Source organism: Microbacterium sp. MYb45 (assembly GCF_002979655.1).
In the GTDB taxonomy this organism is placed as follows: domain Bacteria; phylum Actinomycetota; class Actinomycetes; order Actinomycetales; family Microbacteriaceae; genus Microbacterium.
Genome location: NZ_PCPG01000015.1, coordinates 80,990 through 96,795, shown reverse-complemented (window position 1 = coordinate 96,795; position 15,806 = coordinate 80,990). Strand labels below are relative to the sequence as shown.

Here is a 15,806-nt window from a genome sequence, read left to right as displayed (position 1 = left end):
GGCGAGGGGGAGGGTCAGCGCCTCTGGCGCTGCACCGCCAGGGTCACCGTCGCGGAATCGGCAGCGGGGACCGGCGTCGCGGCCAGGTCGGGGAGACCGGCGGCGACGGGCTTCCGCGCCCGACCGATCGCCCGGCGGGACAGCGCCCACTGCAGGCCGTAGCCGATCGCGAACACCATCAGCGTGAAGATCAGCGCCATCGCGGCGCCCTGATCCGGCGCGTAGAGCTGTGCGGATCGCGGGTTGATCATCGCGTAGATGTACATCGACAGCGGGCGCGACGACGGGGTCGCGAGGAACGCCGGGAGCGTGAACTCGTTGGTGCCGAGGATGAACATCTGGATCCACACGGCCATCACCGTTGGCATCAGCAGCGGCGCGATGATGCGGCGGAACCCCTCGAACCGGCTGGCTCCACTGGTGAGCGCGGCCTCCTCGAGCTCGGGGCGGATCTGCAGCGTGGCGCTGTACGACGACCGGTAGGCGATCGACACCCGGTACGAGTACGCGATGACGAGCGCCAGCAGCGTGCCGGCGATCGGGATGTACGGGTTGATCACCATGAAGGTGAGGAACATCGCGAAGCCGGCGATGGTCGCGGGGATCGCGACCGACGACGACGCGAACAGGTCCATCGCCTTCACCCACCAGGTCTTCTTGCTGCGCGCGATGCCGTAGGCGAGCACGGTGGCGAACACGACCGCGATCGTGGCGCTGCCACCCGCGATGATGACCGTGCGTCCGAGCGACACCCAGAACTCCGGGTCGGCGAGCACCGTGCCGAACGCCCCGAAGTCGGTGTTGCCGAGCAGCGCGTCGATCGAGAACGCCACGGGGTACGGCGTGATCGCCGCCCACAGCAGGGCGAGCAGCGGAAGGATGCCGGTGAGCAACACGAACACGGCGACCAGCACCATGACGGGGATCTTCCACGGTCCCATCCGCATGGTCGAGGGCCGGAAGCCCTTGCCCGACACCGAGGCTCTGCGCTCGGCGTTGCGCGTCGCGCGCAGATAGATGGCGAACGCGATGGTCGTGATCACGAGGAACACGAGCCCCCACGCGGCGGCCAGACCGTACTGGGGCAGTTCGCCCGCGTTGGAGCTGATGAGCGTCCAGAGTTTGAGGGCGAAGATGTCGCGCCCCGACTCCTGACCGAACAGCAGCGGGACCTCGAGACTGCCGAGGCCGAGGATGAAGGTGAGCACGGTCACGCCGAGCAGGCCCGGCCAGAGCATCGGCAGGGTCACCCGACGAAGGGTCTGCGGCCAGGAAGCCCCGGACACCCGCGCCGACTCCTCGAGCGAGCCGTCCATGTTCGTCAGGATCGGCACGATCATCAGGTACGGGAACGTGACGTTCGTGAGCGCCTGGATGAAGATCATGGTCGGGAACGCGTACGGATCGATCGGCACGTCGCTCGCGAAGGGCAGCAGCCGCAGCATCTGGTTGAGCACGCCCGACTCGGGCGACAGCATCAGCAGGTAGGCCTGCGCCTTCACGATCGGCGGGATGATGTACGGCACGATCACCAGCACCGAGATGAGCCGACGCCACGGAGCATCCGTTCGTACGGTGATCCAGGCGAGGCCGAACGCCATCAGCAGCGTGAGCAGTGTGGAGCCGCCGACGAAGGCGCCGGTCGCACCGAGCACGCCCCAGAAGTCCTCGCGCAGCTGCCACAGGGTGACGAAGTTCTCGACACCCCACTGGGCCGACGAGACGCCGAAGGGCAGGAACGGACCACGGAACGCGGTGATCACCTGGACGATCAGCGGTACCGCGAGAAGGATGAAGATGACCGCACCCGAGACGACCATGGCGATCGTCATCGAGGTGGGGCGCTTTCGCCCCGTGGTCCGTCCTGCCTTGAACATGGTTATCCGTTCAGCGCCTTGTCGGCGGCGTTGATCATGGCCTGCCAGTCGTCACGAGTGGCCTGCGTCTCGGTCTCGGCGCCGCTTTCGAGGCCGAGCAACAGCGCGTCGGAGTTCGTCTTCATGAGTCCGGTGGACTCGGCGAACGTGTCGGCGGGGAGCCCGGCGAACGGCACCTGGGTGCTGGCGAAGCGCTCGTCCGTCATGCGGAGGCTGATCCAGTCGGGGTCGAACGCGTTCCACAGCGTCCACAGCGCCGCTCCCGGCTTGTTCTTGCCGTCGGAATTGACTCCGGAGAACTGCGCCCAGACCCCCGCGTGCTCGAACGGCGAGACCTGCAGCGCCGGGTTCGGGTTGAACAGCGTCTGGTTCAGGGCGATGGGCACGTCACCGCTCGACAGCGGAGCCCCCTGGTCCTCCAGCAGCTTCAGGTTGCCCGACGACATCAGCTCGTCGATCAGGTCGACCATCTTGTCTTCGCCCTCGGCCATGCCGTAGCCGGCGAAGACGACCGCGTTGTATCCGGCGACCGACACCTTGTCCTTGTACTCGGGGGCGAGCAGCCCGTCGAGCGTCTCCGGAACGGCATCCACCTTCTCGGTGTTGTACTGGATGAGCGTGCCGTTGATGCTGTCCGGCATGAGCTCGGGCGCCCCGATGGTGAGGTACTCCTCAGGCACACCGAAGCTCGCCCAGTCGACCTTCTCCCAGAAGCCCTCGTCGTACATCGCGGCCATCGAGGTGATCGAACCGGACACGACGTCGGTGTTGCGCGACCCCGTGGCCTTGGCCGAGATGATCGCCGACGACAGGTTGTAGGTGAGGCCTCGGGTCTCGACCTTGATGTCGGGGAAGCGCTCGTTGAACTGCGCGATCACGTCCGGCGACAGCTCGTACCAGTCCCAGATGACCAGGGTGCCGTCGTCGGCCTTCTTCGCCTCTTCGTAGAGGGCGTCGAGCTGCTTGTCGATCTCGGGCCAGTAGTCGTCGTAGAAGTTCTCGCAGCGGGTGATCGCTCCGACCTCGACGGCGTCACAGACGGCCGAGGCGGCATCGCCCTTGAGCGCGCTGTCGCCGGAGGCGGCCTCGCTCTGCGTGCCGCAGCCGGTCAGGGCGAGCGCGAACGTCGCCGTGACGGCGACAGCTCCCAGTGTTCTCTTCATGATCTGAATGTCCTCTCTGACATCAGGTGTGTGATTGCGGGTGTGGTGCGGGATGGATCATGCGCCCAGCACGCGGCAGGCGTGCGGGACCAGTTCGAGGAAGACCCTGCCGCCCTCGGGGGGTGTCGCCAGCGGTGCACCGCGGCCGACGATCGTGGCGACGGGCTCGCCCTCGGTGAGCACCTCGGCCTCGTACTCGACGATCTCGCCGAGGAACTCCACCCGCACGATGCGCACGGGGAGCACGTTGGGGCGCTCAACGTCGGTCTCGTGCCAGCGCACGGTCTCGGGGCGGAAGGTCAGCGTGACCTCGTCGCCCGCCGAGACGCCGTCGGGCACGGGCGTCTGCAGCCGGGTGCCGAGCGCCTCGACCACCGCGTCGCCGGCACCGTCGCGCTCGATCACCACGGCGGGGATCATGTTCGCGCGGCCGACGAAGTTCGCCACGAAGCGGTCGGCCGGCTGGTCGTAGAGTTCGCGAGGCGTGGCCTCCTGCACGATGCGGCCGCCGTTCATGACGGCCACGCGGTCGGACATCGACAGCGCCTCGGACTGGTCGTGCGTCACGTAGAGGGCACTGATGCCGAGGGTGCGCTGCAGGCTCCGCAGCTCGTTGCGCATGGTGTCGCGCAGCTTGGCGTCGAGGTTCGACAGCGGCTCGTCGAGCAGCAGCAGCCGCGGACGATGAGCGAGAGCGCGGGCGAGTGCCAGGCGCTGCTGTTGACCGCCCGACAGCGCGGTGGCCGGACGCTGTGCGAGATGGTCGAGCTGCACCAGCTCCAGCGCCTCCATCGCCCGCTTGCGCGCCTCCTGCTTCGGCAGCTTGGAACCCGCGACCTGCAGCGGGAAGATCGCATTGGCGAACACCGTCATGTGCGGCCAGATCGCGTAGTTCTGGAACACCATGCCGATGTCGCGCTTGTCGGGCGACACGTGCTCGGTCCCGGTCGAGAGCACGTTGCCGTCGAGCGAGATGACGCCGCCGTTGCTCCGCTCGAGCCCGGCGACACAGCGCAGCGTCGTCGTCTTGCCGCACCCCGACGGTCCGAGGAGGGAGTAGAACGTCCCCGGCTCGATCGTGAAGGTGACGTCCTTGACCACGGGGACGGCGGCGCCGTCGAGCTCGTAGTCCTTCTTCAGGGCATCGACGACGAGTCTGCCGCCTCCGGATCTCTCGGTCATCGGAGCCTTCTCCTGTTTCCTGGTTCTGGATGTTGGATCCACTGCGAGTGCCGTCATCATCGTCCCTCTCTCACGACCGAGCTCACCGTCTGCGGGGCGGCCGGTGCACCCCAGGGCCGCGGCTTCTCGAAGAACACCACGACGATCGCGCACACCGCGAAGGCGATGGCCGAAAGCAGCAGCGACTGCGACATGGCCGCCGCGAGTCCGCCGCCGTCCTCAGCCGACAGCTCGGTCCCCGGGTGGATCGCGCCGGGCACGAAGCCGGTGATGTGTGCGGCGAGCGTCACGTTCATCAGCACGGCCAGCAACGCCGATCCGATCACCGACCCCATCTGCCTGGTCGTCGAGTACACCCCGGATCCCGCTCCCGCCTGGGTGTGCGGCAGGTTCCGCGTGGCCGTCGAGGCGAGCGGCCCGAACATCCCGGAGACGCCCACCCCCAGCAGTGCGGAGGGGAGCAGCAGGAGCCAGAAGGGCGCGTCGAGGGTCATGGTCGCCGCGTACCAGGCCATGGCCACAGCCGAGATGACGAAGGCCGCGAAGGTCACCCAGCGTGGGCCGATCCGGTCGCTCAGCTTGCCGACGAACGGCCCGAGCACGCCCGAGACCACCGCCATCGGTGCGAGCATGAGCGCCGCGAGTGTGGGGTCGAGGCCGCGGGCGACCTGGAAGTAGAAGGCGAGCGGCACCGGCATCGCCGTGATGCCGACCCCGACGAGGAAGATCGTGGCGTTCGCGACCGAGAAGTTGCGGTCGCGGAACAGAGCGAGCGGCATGAGCGGCTCGGCGCGATTGAAGCGCTGCCACAGCACGAAGAGCACCAGCAGCACGACGCCGGTGACGATCAGTCCCCACACCGTGATCGGACCGAGGATCACACCCCAGTCGTAGACCTCGCCCTCCTGGATGCCGAACACCAGCAGGAAGAGGCCGAGTCCGGAGAGGGCGACGCCGAGCCAGTCGAAGCGATGCGGGTGCCCCTCCAGGTTAGGCACCAGACGCCAGGCGATCACGAAGGCGACGATGCCGACCGGGACGTTGACGAAGAAGATCCACTCCCAGCCGACCGTGTCGGTGAGCACACCGCCGAGGATCGGCCCCACGAGCGTCGCCAGTCCGCCGACCGCGCCCCACGCCCCCATCGCCTGACCGCGACCGCGCGGCGGGAAGACCCGGGCGATGATCGCCATGGTCTGCGGCGTCATCAGCGCGGCACCGAAACCCTGCACGGCCCGCGCGGCGATGAGCATCCCGATGCTGTCGGCCAGCCCGCACGCCAGCGAGGCGAGGGTGAACACGACGAGGCCCACGAGATAGACCCGCTTGGGGCCGAACCGGTCACCGAGCCGGCCGGTCACCAGCAGCGGGACCGCATAGGCGAGCAGGTAGGCGCTGGTGACCCAGATGACGGTTGTCAGGTCGGCGTCGAACGCCGCGAGGATGACCGGGTTGGCGATCGCCACGATCGTCGTGTCGACGAGGATCATGAAGAAGCCGATGCACAGCGCCCACAGGGCCGGCCACGGTCGGACGTTCTGGTTCATGGATCTCTTTCGGGAGGGATCGTCGTGGATGCTGCGGGAAGCCGGGTCCGGTGTCCGTCCTGCACGCCCCTGATGTGCAGGACGGACGCCGAAGTTCCGGGGCGGCCTCAGCCGTCGGTGGCGGGGATGCCGGTGACGACCTCACCCAGCAGCGGGGTCGAGACCGCGTAGATGCCGTGGTTGGCGAAGAGCCAGATCACGTTGCGGTCCCACTCGACGAAGATGCCGTGCACGGGTGCGGCCAGGTCATCGTCGTCCTTGAGGCCGATCGGCGGCACGAAGTACGCACCGACCTGCGGGTTCTCGGGGTCGCGCACGTCGAAGATCTGCAGCCCCGCGGCATAGAACGCGTAGGGGATGACTCCGCCGTGCGGGGTGCCCGTGTTGGTGAAGTAGCCCGAGCGCTTGGGACCGAACGATCCGCGGCGCTGCGCCCAGTCGGTGAACGCGGCCTCGGCCGGCGGGGTCGGCCGAGGCAGGGTGCGCACGACCCGCGGGTTCGTGGGGTCGCTCACGTTGATCTGGTAGATCTCCTTGGCCGGCTCATAGCAGTCGGTGTTCATCGGGTAGCCCGAGACGTAGACGTAGCCCGTCTCCTCGACCTGTGTGGTGTCGACGTTGTCGCCCTCGGTGCCGGCGACGCTGACCGGGAGGTGGCACCAGCCGACGTGGTTGATGTTCGTGGGGTCGGACACGTCGAGCACGAAGAAGCCTTGACCGCCCTGGGCGGCGTAGCCGTACTTCCACCCGGACTCGACCGAGCGCGGCAGGAAGATGCCCATGCGCGAGCCGAACCACGAGGTCTTGTTGTTCCAGCGCTCGTTGTCGGCGAGGTACTCGGAGTCCGCCTCCTCGCCGGCACGGGACCCGGGCACCCACCAGTTCGAGAGCAGTTCCGGCTTCGCCGGGTCGGAGACGTCGTAGGCCGCGTGCCCCGCCGTCCACAGCGTGGTCTTGTACGGCTGGTTGGTGAACGTGTTGTCGGGCGCGGTGGCCACGAAGAGGTACTTGTCGCCGTAGTAGACCGGCAGGTCGAGCACGCCGTTGCCCTCCTGGATCTCGTCCGGTCCGTGGTTCGGGTCGGTCGAGACCTCGGTGAGGAGCGTCCAGTCGCGCGGGCTCGGGCCGTTCATCTCCCAGGTGCGGAAGCCGCGCAGGCCTTCCCACTCCTTCAGCTGCCCCTCGACGGTGTCGTCGATCCACTTGTTGGCGACACGTCCCTTGAGGAAGTACCGCGGGGTCTCGCTCGCCTGGATGGCGATGTGCTTTCCCAGCTTCTGGTTCCACTGCACCGTGGTGGCGCCGAACTGCGGGCGGGGGTCGTCCCACCCCCACTGCTCCTCATCGACGATCGTGAGGTCGCGCGGGTCGGTGATGTCGTAGAGCTTCCAGTGGTTGCCGCCGCCGTAGTGCAGCATGAGGCGGCGGCCGTCCCAGTCGTAGATGCACTGCCACGAGTGGCTGGTGTTCACCACGATCGGGTAGAACGCCTCGGCGGTCGCGTTGAGGGAATAGGTCTCGGGGTCGCGGTAGTCGAGCTGGCCCGGCCAGTCGACGAACACGTCACGCGGAACCGACGGCGTGTGCTCCGGCGGCAGGAAGGTGCCGTCGGGCTGCATGCCCCAGGTCGAGGGGTCCGGGTCGGCCGGTTCACCCTCGACGCGCTGAAAGTCCTCCGGGCGGTACTTCTTCGCATCGGGCACGTAGGGAGAGCCGGCCATGTCGCCTCCATTGGCTGAATCGGGTGAGATCGTCACGACGTCGTGTCGTCTCATCAGGTTCACCCTGCGGGAGCGATGCTGTCCAATATCCATACGGGTCAGAGCTATGACCATTCGGACATATCAGCCGGCGAAGCGCGGCTCCGTCTGCGCGTACTCGCGCTCGAGCTCGGCGAGACGTGCACCCTCTTCGCGCAGGTGGGTGAGTAGAGCGGATGCCGCGGGCGACGGCGCCCGATCCTTCGGCACCGTCACGCCCACCGAACGGCGGATGGAACTCAACGGCGTGGGCAGGATCCGCAGCTCGCGGTCGTCGACGGCGATGAACATCGGCAGGGCCGCGATCACGTCGGTCGAGATGAGCAGGGTCCGCAGCGTCAGCATCGACGTGCACTCGACCCGGTCGGGCGGCAGCGGCAGCCCCTCGTGGAAGAAGACCGCTTCGAGCTCGGCCCGCAGCGCGGTCTGCGCGACGGGGAAGATCCACGGATACGAGATCAACTCGGCGAGCGAGTTGGCCTTGACCCCGCCGAGCACCGGATGCCCCGCTCGCGCGACCAGGCGGATCGGCTCCTGGTGCAGCCGTTCCTGCTCGAGCCGCACCGGCACCGTCGGTGAGAGCCGCCCGACCGTGAGGTCGAGGTCGCCCGAGAGCAGCAGCTGCTGCAGCGTGTCGGGCGTGCCCTCGCGCACCACCACGGTCAGCCGCGGATGCTCGGCCTTGAGCCCGGCGATGGCCCGCGGCAGCAGCAGGTTCGAGCCGGCGAGGTGCGTGCCGACCGTGACGGTGCCGAGCTGGCCGGCCTGCAGCAGCCGCACCTCCTCGCCCGCAGCGCGCAGTTCGGCGAGTACCGAGCGGGCGCGTTCGATGAACGAGTGTCCGTACTGCGTGGGCCTGACCCCGCGGGGCAGCCGCTCGAACAGCGGCACACCCAAGACGTCTTCGACCTCGCGGAGGCCGCGGGTGACGACGGGCTGGGTGATGTGCAGCGACTCGGCGGCGCGCACCAGGGTGCCTTCGTCCGCGATGGCGGTGATGAGGACGAGGTGGCGGATCTTGACCCGTCCGTCGAGCAGTCGATCGGTGACCATGATCCGGACTATAGCCGTATGGGCATGGCAGTGCATCAAGAGAGTATTTGTCGGCATCCCTCGAACCTTCCTAGCCTGAGCCCATGCCTTCCGAGACGATGACGCCTCCCCTCCGTGCCGCCGAGCCGGGGCGGGCGCCGCGCGCGATCCACAACATGATCGCCGGCGAGCGCGTGGAGGGGATCGCCACGTTCCAGAAGATCAGCCCGGTCGACGGCTCGGTCATCGCCGAGGTGCACGAGGCCGGCACCGAGCAGGTCGACCGCGCCGTGGCCGCCGCTCGCGCCGCGTTCGACGGACCCTGGGGACGGATGACCGTCGCCGAGCGCGCCCGCCTGCTGCGCGGGGTGGCCGACGCGATCGACCGCCGCGCCGACCAGCTCGTCGCGGCCGAGGTCGGCGACACCGGCAAGCCCGAGGCCCTCGCCCGCGACCTCGATGTGGCACGCGCCGCCGCGAACTTCCGCTCCTTCGCCGACACGGTCTCGTCGGCGGGTCTCGACTCGTTCCTGACCGAGCTGCCCGACGGGCGCCGCGCCCTGAACTACGCGGTGCGCAAGCCGCTCGGGGTCGTCGCCGTGATCGTGCCGTGGAACCTGCCGCTGCTGCTGCTCACGTGGAAGCTGGCTCCGGCCCTCGCCACGGGCAACACGGTCGTCATCAAGCCCTCGGAGGAGACGCCGTCGTCGGCGACCCTGCTCGCCGAGATCCTCGCCGAGGCGGGCGTCCCCGCCGGGGTCGTGAACGTCGTGCACGGTTTCGGCGCCGACTCGGCGGGCGAGGCCCTCACGAAGCACCCGGGCATCGACGGGGTGACCTTCACCGGGGAGTCGTCCACCGGATCCGCCATCATGCGCGCGGTCTCGTCCCGCGTGCGCCCCGTCTCGTTCGAGCTCGGCGGCAAGAACGCCGCTCTCGTGTTCGCGGACGCCGACCTCGACGCCGCCGTCGCCGGTCTCGCCCGCTCCACGTATCTCAACACCGGCCAGGTGTGCTTGTGCACCGAGCGCATCTACGTGCAGCGTGCGGTCTTCGACGACGTCGCGGCGGGTCTCGCCGAGCACGCCGCCCGCCTGCGTCTGGGTCGCCCCGAGGACCCGGCCACGACCACCGGTCCGCTCATCTCGCAGGCCCACCGCGAGAAGGTGCGCTCCTACTTCGACCTCGCCGTCGCGGAGGGCGCGACCGTGCTCGCCGGCGGCGGCATCCCGACCCTCGGCGACGGACTCGACGGCGGATCCTGGATCGAGCCGACCCTGTGGACGGGCCTCGACAACAGCCACCGCACCGTGCGCGAAGAGGTGTTCGGCCCCGTCGCCGCCCTCATCCCCTTCGACACCGAGGAGGAGGCGATCGCGCTCGCGAACGACACCGACTACGGGCTCGCCGCCGTCACCTGGACCACCGACCTCACCCGCGGACACCGCGTCGCGCAGCAGATGCGCACCGGGATGTCGTGGGTCAACACCTGGTATCTGCGCGATCTGCGGAGCCCCTTCGGCGGCGTCGGACTCTCGGGCATCGGCCGCGAGGGCGGACACCACTCGCTGGAGTTCTACACCGAGCCGACGAACGTGTGCGTGCAACTGTGACCGGTATCCAGGATTCCAACGCCGTGCGCCTGGCGGACGAACGGCTTCGGCTCGCAGCCGAGTCGGGGCGCCCGTGTGCGCCGGTGCGCGACCTGCTCGGCGAGACGGATCAGGATGCCGCGTACGCGGTGCAGTCGCTCGGCATCGCCCGGCGCCTGGACGAGGGACGACGGGTGGTCGGCCGCAAGATCGGCCTCACCTCCCCCGCCGTGCAGACGCAGCTCGGCGTCGACAGCCCCGACTACGGCGTGCTGCTCGACGACATGATGTTCGCCGACCGTGAGCCGATCGACCTCGCGCGCTTCCTGCAGCCGCGCGCCGAGGCCGAGGTCGCCTTCGTGCTGGGCAGCGACCTCGACTCCCCCACCACGCACGTCGCCGATGTGATCCGGGCCACCGAGTTCGTGCTGCCCGCGATCGAGGTCGTCGACTCCCGCGTGGCCGGGTGGGACATCCGCATCACCGACACCATCGCCGATAACGCCTCCAGCGGGGCGGTCGTGCTCGGCACCACGCCCCGACGCCTCGACGGGTTCGATCTGACCGCGCTCGGCATGACCCTCGACCGCGAGGACCGACCGGTCTCGACCGGATCGGGCGCCGCGTGCCTCGGGAGCCCCGTGATCGCGGTGGCCTGGCTGGCACGCGAGGTCGCGCGACGCGGGCAGCCGCTGCGGGCCGGCGAGATCGTCCTCTCCGGCGCGCTCGGCCCCATGGTCGACGCGACCGCCGGGGTGTACCGCGCCCGGCTCGACGGCCTCGGCGAGGTGCGGGCCGACTTCTTCGGCGCCGCATCCGGCGCCGCATCCGGCACATCGACGGAAGGGGCTGCGGCATGACCGTCGGCATCGCCATCATCGGCTCGGGCAACATCGGCACCGACCTGCTCATCAAGGTCAAGCGACTCTCGACCACGCTGCACGTGGTCGCGATGGCCGGTATCGACGAGCAGTCCGACGGGCTCGCCCGTGCGCGCCGGCTCGGTGTCGCCACGACCCACGAGGGTGTGGACGGACTCATCGCGATGCCCGAGTTCGCCGACGTCGAGCTCGTGTTCGACGCCACCTCGGCCGGAGCCCATGCCCGCAACGACGCGCTCGTGCGCAACGCCGGACGGGTGATGGTCGATCTGACCCCCGCGGCGATCGGTCCGTATGTCGTGCCGGTCGTGAACCTCGAGGCGCACCTCGGTGCGACCAACGTCAACATGGTGACGTGCGGCGGCCAGGCCACGGTGCCGATGGTGGCCGCGGTGTCGCGCGTCGCCCCGGTGGCCTACGCCGAGATCGTGGCCTCGATCGCCTCGAAGTCGGCCGGTCCCGGCACCAGGGCCAACATCGACGAGTTCACCGAGACCACCGCCCGCGCGCTGGAGGTGATCGGCGGCGCCGACCACGGCAAGGCCATCATCGTGCTCAACCCCGCCGACCCGCCGCTCATCATGCGCGACACCGTGTTCTGCCTGGTCGAGGGAGACCCCGCCGCGCTGGACCGCGATGCCGTCAGCGCCTCGGTCGCCGACATGGTCGCCGAGGTACAGGCGTACGTCGGGGGCTACCGGCTCAAGCAGCAGGTGCAGTTCGACGAGGTCGACGAGGCCTACGTGCCCGCCCTCGATCGCCCGTTCCGCGGCACGCGCGTGACCGTCCTGCTGGAGGTGGCGGGCGCCGGCCACTATCTTCCGGAGTACGCGGGCAATCTCGACATCATGACCTCGGCCGCCCTGCGCACGGCCGAGCGACTCGTCGCCGAACGGACAGGGGTTCCCGCATGACCACCACTCCTCCCCGCGTGTACGTGCAGGACGTCACCCTCCGCGACGGCATGCACGCCATCGGCCACGGCTACACGACCGACCAGGTGCAGGGCATCGCCCGTGCTCTCGAAGCTGCGGGTGTCGATGCCATCGAGGTCGCGCACGGTGACGGCCTCGGCGGTTCGAGCGTCGCCTACGGGCAGGGTGCGCACACCGACTGGCAGTGGATCGAGGCGGCCGCCGAGGTGCTGGACCGCGCCGTCTTGACCACCCTGATCCTGCCCGGCATCGGCACGATCGACGACCTCGCCCGCGCTCGCGATCTCGGTGTCGCGAGCGTGCGCGTCGCGACGCACTGCACCGAGGCCGACGTCGCGATCCAGCACATCACCTGGGCGCGCGAGCACGGCATGGATGTGTCGGGCTTCCTGATGATGAGCCACCTCAACGACCCGCGCGGACTCGCCGAGCAGGCGAAGATCATGGAGGCGGCCGGCGCGCACTGTGTGTACGTCACCGACTCCGGCGGGCGCCTCACGATGCGCGATGTCGCCGACCGTGTCGACGCCTACCGCGAGATGCTCGACCCCGGCACGCAGATCGGGATCCACGCCCACGAGAACCTCTCGCTGAGTGTCGCCAACAGCGTCACGGCAGTCGAGCACGGCGTGTACCGGGTCGATGCCTCTCTCGCAGGGCAGGGCGCCGGGGCGGGCAACTGTCCGATCGAAGCTTTCATCGCGGTGGTCGACCTGCTCGGGTGGGAGCACGGCTGCGACCTGTTCGCGCTGCAGGATGCCGCGGAAGAGCTGGTGCGTCCGCTGCAGCGCCGCCCCGTCCGCGTCGACCGCGAGACGCTCACTCTGGGCTACGCGGGGGTGTACTCGAGCTTCCTGCTGCACGCCGAGCGCGCGGCCGCGAAGCACGGCCTCGACGCCCGCGACATCCTCGTGGAGCTCGGCCGCCGCCGGATGGTGGGCGGCCAGGAAGACATGATCGTCGACGTCGCCCTCGACCTCGTCGCCGCCCGCGCGGGGGTGACCTCGTGACCGCCGACGCCGTGTTCGCCGCCGCGCTCGACACCGCGCAACGCACCGCGAGCCCGATCAGCCAGGTCTCCTCGGCCGCAGACGTCGGCCTCGACACCGCCTACGCCACGCAGCATGCGCTGATCGCCCGTCGGGTCGCCCGCGGCGAGCGCATCACCGGCCTCAAGCTCGGCTTCACGAGCCAGGCGAAGGCGCAGCAGATGGGCGTGCACGACGTGATCATGGGCACGCTCACCGATGCCATGCGCCTCGACGACGGCGCGGTGTTCGACCGCCGGTCGGCCATCCACCCCCGCATCGAGCCCGAGGTCGCGTACCTCCTGGCGGCCGACATCGACGGCTCCACGGCGGGTCGCCCGCTGGCGGAGGTCGTCGCCGCGGTCGCGCCCGCGCTGGAGATCATCGACTCCCGGTACCGGGACTTCCGGTTCAGCCTCGCCGACGTCGTGGCCGACAACACCTCGGCCGCCGCCTACGTGATCGGCCCGTGGACCGCGTTCACACAGGCGGGCGCGCTCGACAACCGGGCGGTGCAGCTCGAGGTCGACGGCCGGGTGAGCGCCACCGGCTCGACCGCCGCGATCCTCGGCGATCCCGGCCGCGCCATCGCCGCCGCCGCACGACTCGCGGGCCGCCACGGCTTCACGCTGCGCGCCGGCACGGTGCTGCTCGCCGGCGCCGCGACCGCCGCCGTTCCGCTCCCCGACCACGGCGTCGTCGAGGCGACCATCGCCGGGCTCGGTCGTGTCGGCATCCGCACGCACGACGGGGCGGACAGCCTCGCGCAGGAGGAAGCACGATGACCGGATCAGGCGGCATCCTCGTGGAGGGCAAGGCGACCCCTAGAGGTCGTTTCCCGCACGTCAAGGTCTCGGGCGACCTGGTCTTCGTCTCGGGAACGTCGAGCAGGCGCCCCGACAACACCATCGCCGGCGCCGAGGCCGACGAATTCGGGGCCACCCGCCTCGACGTCGCCGTGCAGACCCGCGCGGTCATCGAGAACATCCGCGAGGTACTCGCCGCCGCCGGTTGCGGGCTCGATGACCTCGTGCAGGCGACGACCTTCCTCGTCGACATGAACGACTTCGCCGCCTACAACGCCGTCTGGGCCGAGCACTTCGACGAGCAGGGCCCGGCCCGCACCACGGTCGCCGTGCACGCCCTGCCGCATCCGCACCTGCGCATCGAGATCCAGGCGATCGCGCGCCGCCCCGAAACCGAAACCATCACCGACCGCACCACCGTCGACCGCACCACCGCTGCCACTCTCGAGGAGGAGAAATGAGCACCATCCCACCCGTCATCCCACCCGTGATCGATTTCCCCGCATGGATCAAGGAGAACGAGCACCTCCTGAAGCCGCCGGTCAACAACAAGGCCGCGTGGACGCCGATGGGCGACTTCATCGTGCAGGTCGTGGGCGGCCCGAACCAGCGCACCGACTTCCACTTCGATCCGTACGAGGAGTGGTTCTACCAGTACCGCGGCAACATGCACGTGAACATCCAGACCCCCGAGGGCCTGCAGCGCATCGACATCCGCGAGGGCGAGATGTGGCTGCTGCCCGGCAACGTCTTCCACTCGCCGCAGCGCCCCGAAGAGGGCTCCATCGGCATCGTGATCGAACGCATCCGCGAAGAGGGCACGCTCGAGAAGTTCGCCTGGTTCTGCCCGAACTGCAACGCCAAGGTGCACGAGGTCGAGCTGCAGGTGCGCGACATAGTCGAAGACCTGCCGCCGGTGTTCCGCGACTTCTATGAGAGCGAAGAGGGGCGCACCTGCCCGGAGTGCGGCGCCGTCCATCCCGGCAAGGGCTGAAGCCCCTTGGGCACGATCGACGTCCACACCCACTTCGTGCCGAGTTCCTGGCCCGACCTGTCATCGCAGGTCGGGCCGGGTCTCTGGCCGACGCTGCGCGTGGACTCCGAGCGCGAGGCGATGATCATGCTCGGCGAGACCGAGTTCCGACGCATCGGCGACGACTGCTGGGATGCCGAGGTGCGACTGGCCGACATGGATGCCGACGGCGTCGAGATGCAGGTCGTCTCCCCCACGCCCGTCTTCTTCTCGTACGACAAGTCGGGCGATGAGGCGGTCAAGGTCGCGCGCATCTTCAACGACCTCGCTCTGGAGATCTGCGCACCCGCCCCCGATCGGCTGATCCCGTTCGCGCAGGTGCCGCTGCAGAATCCGGATGCCGCGTGCGCCGAGGCCGACCGTGCCATCGCCTCCGGCCATGCGGGGGTCGAGATCGGCAACCACGTCGGCGACCGCGACCTCGACGACGAGGGCACCGTGACGTTCCTGCAGCACTGCGCCGAGCGGGGCATCCCCGTCTTCGTGCATCCGTGGGACATGGCGGGCTCTCCCCGGCTCGACCGGTGGATGGCGCGCTGGCTCACCGGCATGCCCGCCGAGACACACCTGTCGATCATCGCCCTCATCCTGGGCGGCGTCTTCGACCGCGTGCCGCCGACGCTGCGGCTGGCATTCGCGCACGGCGGCGGATCCTTCGCGTTCTGGTTGGGCCGCTTCGAGAACGCCTGGCAGCAGCGGCCCGACCTCATCGGTGTGAGCGAGCGTCCGCCGTCGGCCTACCTCGACCGGTTCAGCGTCGACAGCGTCGTGTTCGACCCGATCGCGCTGCGGGTGCTGGTCGAGACGCTCGGCACCTCGCAGGTCATGGTCGGCAGCGACTACCCCTATCCCCTGGGAGAACGGCCCGTCGGCGGCGTCGTCGACCGCGCCGACTTCCTCGACGAGGCGCAGAAGAGCGCCATCCGCCGCGACAACGCCCTGCGTTTCCTCGGCCGCTGATCCCGACCTC

14 protein-coding genes are annotated in these 15,806 nt (G+C 69.4%); 8 read left to right on the top strand and 6 right to left on the bottom strand.

Annotation, left to right across the window (positions count from 1 at the left end; all coding sequences use genetic code 11):
* Positions 1 to 14: 14 nt before the first annotated feature.
* From CQ034_RS17280 to CQ034_RS17255, 6 genes are all read right to left on the bottom strand, one after another.
* Positions 15 to 1,877 carry an iron ABC transporter permease gene (locus CQ034_RS17280; RefSeq protein WP_105712034.1) on the bottom strand — a complete coding sequence of 621 codons (1,863 nt, stop codon included), beginning with the start codon at positions 1,875 to 1,877 and terminating at the stop codon, positions 15 to 17.
* Positions 1,878 to 1,879: 2 nt separating this feature from the next.
* A complete protein-coding gene (locus CQ034_RS17275; protein WP_105712033.1) occupies positions 1,880 to 3,040 on the bottom strand; it encodes an ABC transporter substrate-binding protein in 1,161 nt (386 codons plus the stop codon).
* Positions 3,041 to 3,097: 57 nt separating this feature from the next.
* On the bottom strand, positions 3,098 to 4,222 hold the full coding sequence (locus CQ034_RS17270) for an ABC transporter ATP-binding protein (RefSeq protein WP_105712032.1): 1,125 nt from the start codon (positions 4,220 to 4,222) through the stop codon (positions 3,098 to 3,100).
* A gap of 56 nt (positions 4,223 to 4,278) precedes the next feature.
* Positions 4,279 to 5,769 carry a DHA2 family efflux MFS transporter permease subunit gene (locus CQ034_RS17265; RefSeq protein ID WP_105712031.1) on the bottom strand — a complete coding sequence of 497 codons (1,491 nt, stop codon included), beginning with the start codon at positions 5,767 to 5,769 and terminating at the stop codon, positions 4,279 to 4,281.
* A 107-nt stretch (positions 5,770 to 5,876) separates the two neighbouring features.
* Entirely contained in the window at positions 5,877 to 7,490 is a 1,614-nt protein-coding gene (locus CQ034_RS17260) for an LVIVD repeat-containing protein (RefSeq protein ID WP_105712030.1), read from the bottom strand.
* Positions 7,491 to 7,613: 123 nt separating this feature from the next.
* Positions 7,614 to 8,582, bottom strand: coding sequence for a LysR substrate-binding domain-containing protein (locus CQ034_RS17255; RefSeq protein WP_105712029.1), 969 nt, complete (start codon positions 8,580 to 8,582; stop codon positions 7,614 to 7,616).
* 83 nt (positions 8,583 to 8,665) lie between these two features.
* Here CQ034_RS17255 and CQ034_RS17250 point away from each other — a divergent pair, with 83 nt between their 5' ends.
* The 8 genes from CQ034_RS17250 to CQ034_RS17215 are packed head-to-tail and all read left to right on the top strand — an operon-like array spanning position 8,666 to position 15,796.
* The gene (locus tag CQ034_RS17250) at positions 8,666 to 10,174 is read left to right on the top strand and encodes a 2-hydroxymuconic semialdehyde dehydrogenase (protein ID WP_219860810.1); all 1,509 of its coding nucleotides are present in this window, start codon (positions 8,666 to 8,668) and stop codon (positions 10,172 to 10,174) included.
* Positions 10,171 to 11,013 (top strand): 2-keto-4-pentenoate hydratase, encoded by an 843-nt coding sequence (locus CQ034_RS17245; protein ID WP_146114869.1) that lies wholly within the window; start codon positions 10,171 to 10,173, stop codon positions 11,011 to 11,013. Before CQ034_RS17250 ends, CQ034_RS17245 begins: the two co-directional genes overlap by 4 nt.
* On the top strand, positions 11,010 to 11,948 hold the full coding sequence (locus CQ034_RS17240; protein WP_105712028.1) for an acetaldehyde dehydrogenase (acetylating): 939 nt from the start codon (positions 11,010 to 11,012) through the stop codon (positions 11,946 to 11,948). Before CQ034_RS17245 ends, CQ034_RS17240 begins: the two co-directional genes overlap by 4 nt.
* Entirely contained in the window at positions 11,945 to 12,979 is a 1,035-nt protein-coding gene (dmpG, locus tag CQ034_RS17235; RefSeq protein ID WP_105712027.1) for a 4-hydroxy-2-oxovalerate aldolase, read from the top strand. Before CQ034_RS17240 ends, dmpG begins: the two co-directional genes overlap by 4 nt.
* Entirely contained in the window at positions 12,976 to 13,782 is an 807-nt protein-coding gene (locus CQ034_RS17230; protein WP_105712026.1) for a 2-keto-4-pentenoate hydratase, read from the top strand. The genes dmpG and CQ034_RS17230 overlap by 4 nt, the downstream gene beginning before the upstream one ends.
* Positions 13,779 to 14,264 (top strand): RidA family protein, encoded by a 486-nt coding sequence (locus CQ034_RS17225; RefSeq protein ID WP_105712025.1) that lies wholly within the window; start codon positions 13,779 to 13,781, stop codon positions 14,262 to 14,264. Before CQ034_RS17230 ends, CQ034_RS17225 begins: the two co-directional genes overlap by 4 nt.
* Complete coding sequence (locus tag CQ034_RS17220) at positions 14,261 to 14,797, top strand: 3-hydroxyanthranilate 3,4-dioxygenase (RefSeq protein WP_105712024.1); 537 nt, start codon at positions 14,261 to 14,263, stop codon at positions 14,795 to 14,797. Before CQ034_RS17225 ends, CQ034_RS17220 begins: the two co-directional genes overlap by 4 nt.
* A gap of 6 nt (positions 14,798 to 14,803) precedes the next feature.
* Positions 14,804 to 15,796, top strand: a complete 993-nt coding sequence (locus tag CQ034_RS17215; protein ID WP_105712023.1) for an amidohydrolase family protein — start codon at positions 14,804 to 14,806, stop codon at positions 15,794 to 15,796.
* Positions 15,797 to 15,806: the final 10 nt, after the last annotated feature.

What these genes read in the sequence shown, in the direction of transcription:
- CQ034_RS17280 (WP_105712034.1), bottom strand. Translation starts at nt 1,877, where the DNA reads ATGTTCAAGGCAGGACGGACCACGGGGCGAAAGCGCCCCACCTCGATG.
- CQ034_RS17275 (WP_105712033.1), bottom strand. Translation starts at nt 3,040, where the DNA reads ATGAAGAGAACACTGGGAGCTGTCGCCGTCACGGCGACGTTCGCGCTC.
- CQ034_RS17270 (WP_105712032.1), bottom strand. Translation starts at nt 4,222, where the DNA reads ATGACCGAGAGATCCGGAGGCGGCAGACTCGTCGTCGATGCCCTGAAG.
- CQ034_RS17265 (WP_105712031.1), bottom strand. Translation starts at nt 5,769, where the DNA reads ATGAACCAGAACGTCCGACCGTGGCCGGCCCTGTGGGCGCTGTGCATC.
- CQ034_RS17260 (WP_105712030.1), bottom strand. Translation starts at nt 7,490, where the DNA reads ATGGCCGGCTCTCCCTACGTGCCCGATGCGAAGAAGTACCGCCCGGAG.
- CQ034_RS17255 (WP_105712029.1), bottom strand. Translation starts at nt 8,582, where the DNA reads ATGGTCACCGATCGACTGCTCGACGGACGGGTCAAGATCCGCCACCTC.
- CQ034_RS17250 (WP_219860810.1), top strand. Translation starts at nt 8,666, where the DNA reads ATGCCTTCCGAGACGATGACGCCTCCCCTCCGTGCCGCCGAGCCGGGG.
- CQ034_RS17240 (WP_105712028.1), top strand. Translation starts at nt 11,010, where the DNA reads ATGACCGTCGGCATCGCCATCATCGGCTCGGGCAACATCGGCACCGAC.
- dmpG (WP_105712027.1), top strand. Translation starts at nt 11,945, where the DNA reads ATGACCACCACTCCTCCCCGCGTGTACGTGCAGGACGTCACCCTCCGC.
- CQ034_RS17225 (WP_105712025.1), top strand. Translation starts at nt 13,779, where the DNA reads ATGACCGGATCAGGCGGCATCCTCGTGGAGGGCAAGGCGACCCCTAGA.
- CQ034_RS17220 (WP_105712024.1), top strand. Translation starts at nt 14,261, where the DNA reads ATGAGCACCATCCCACCCGTCATCCCACCCGTGATCGATTTCCCCGCA.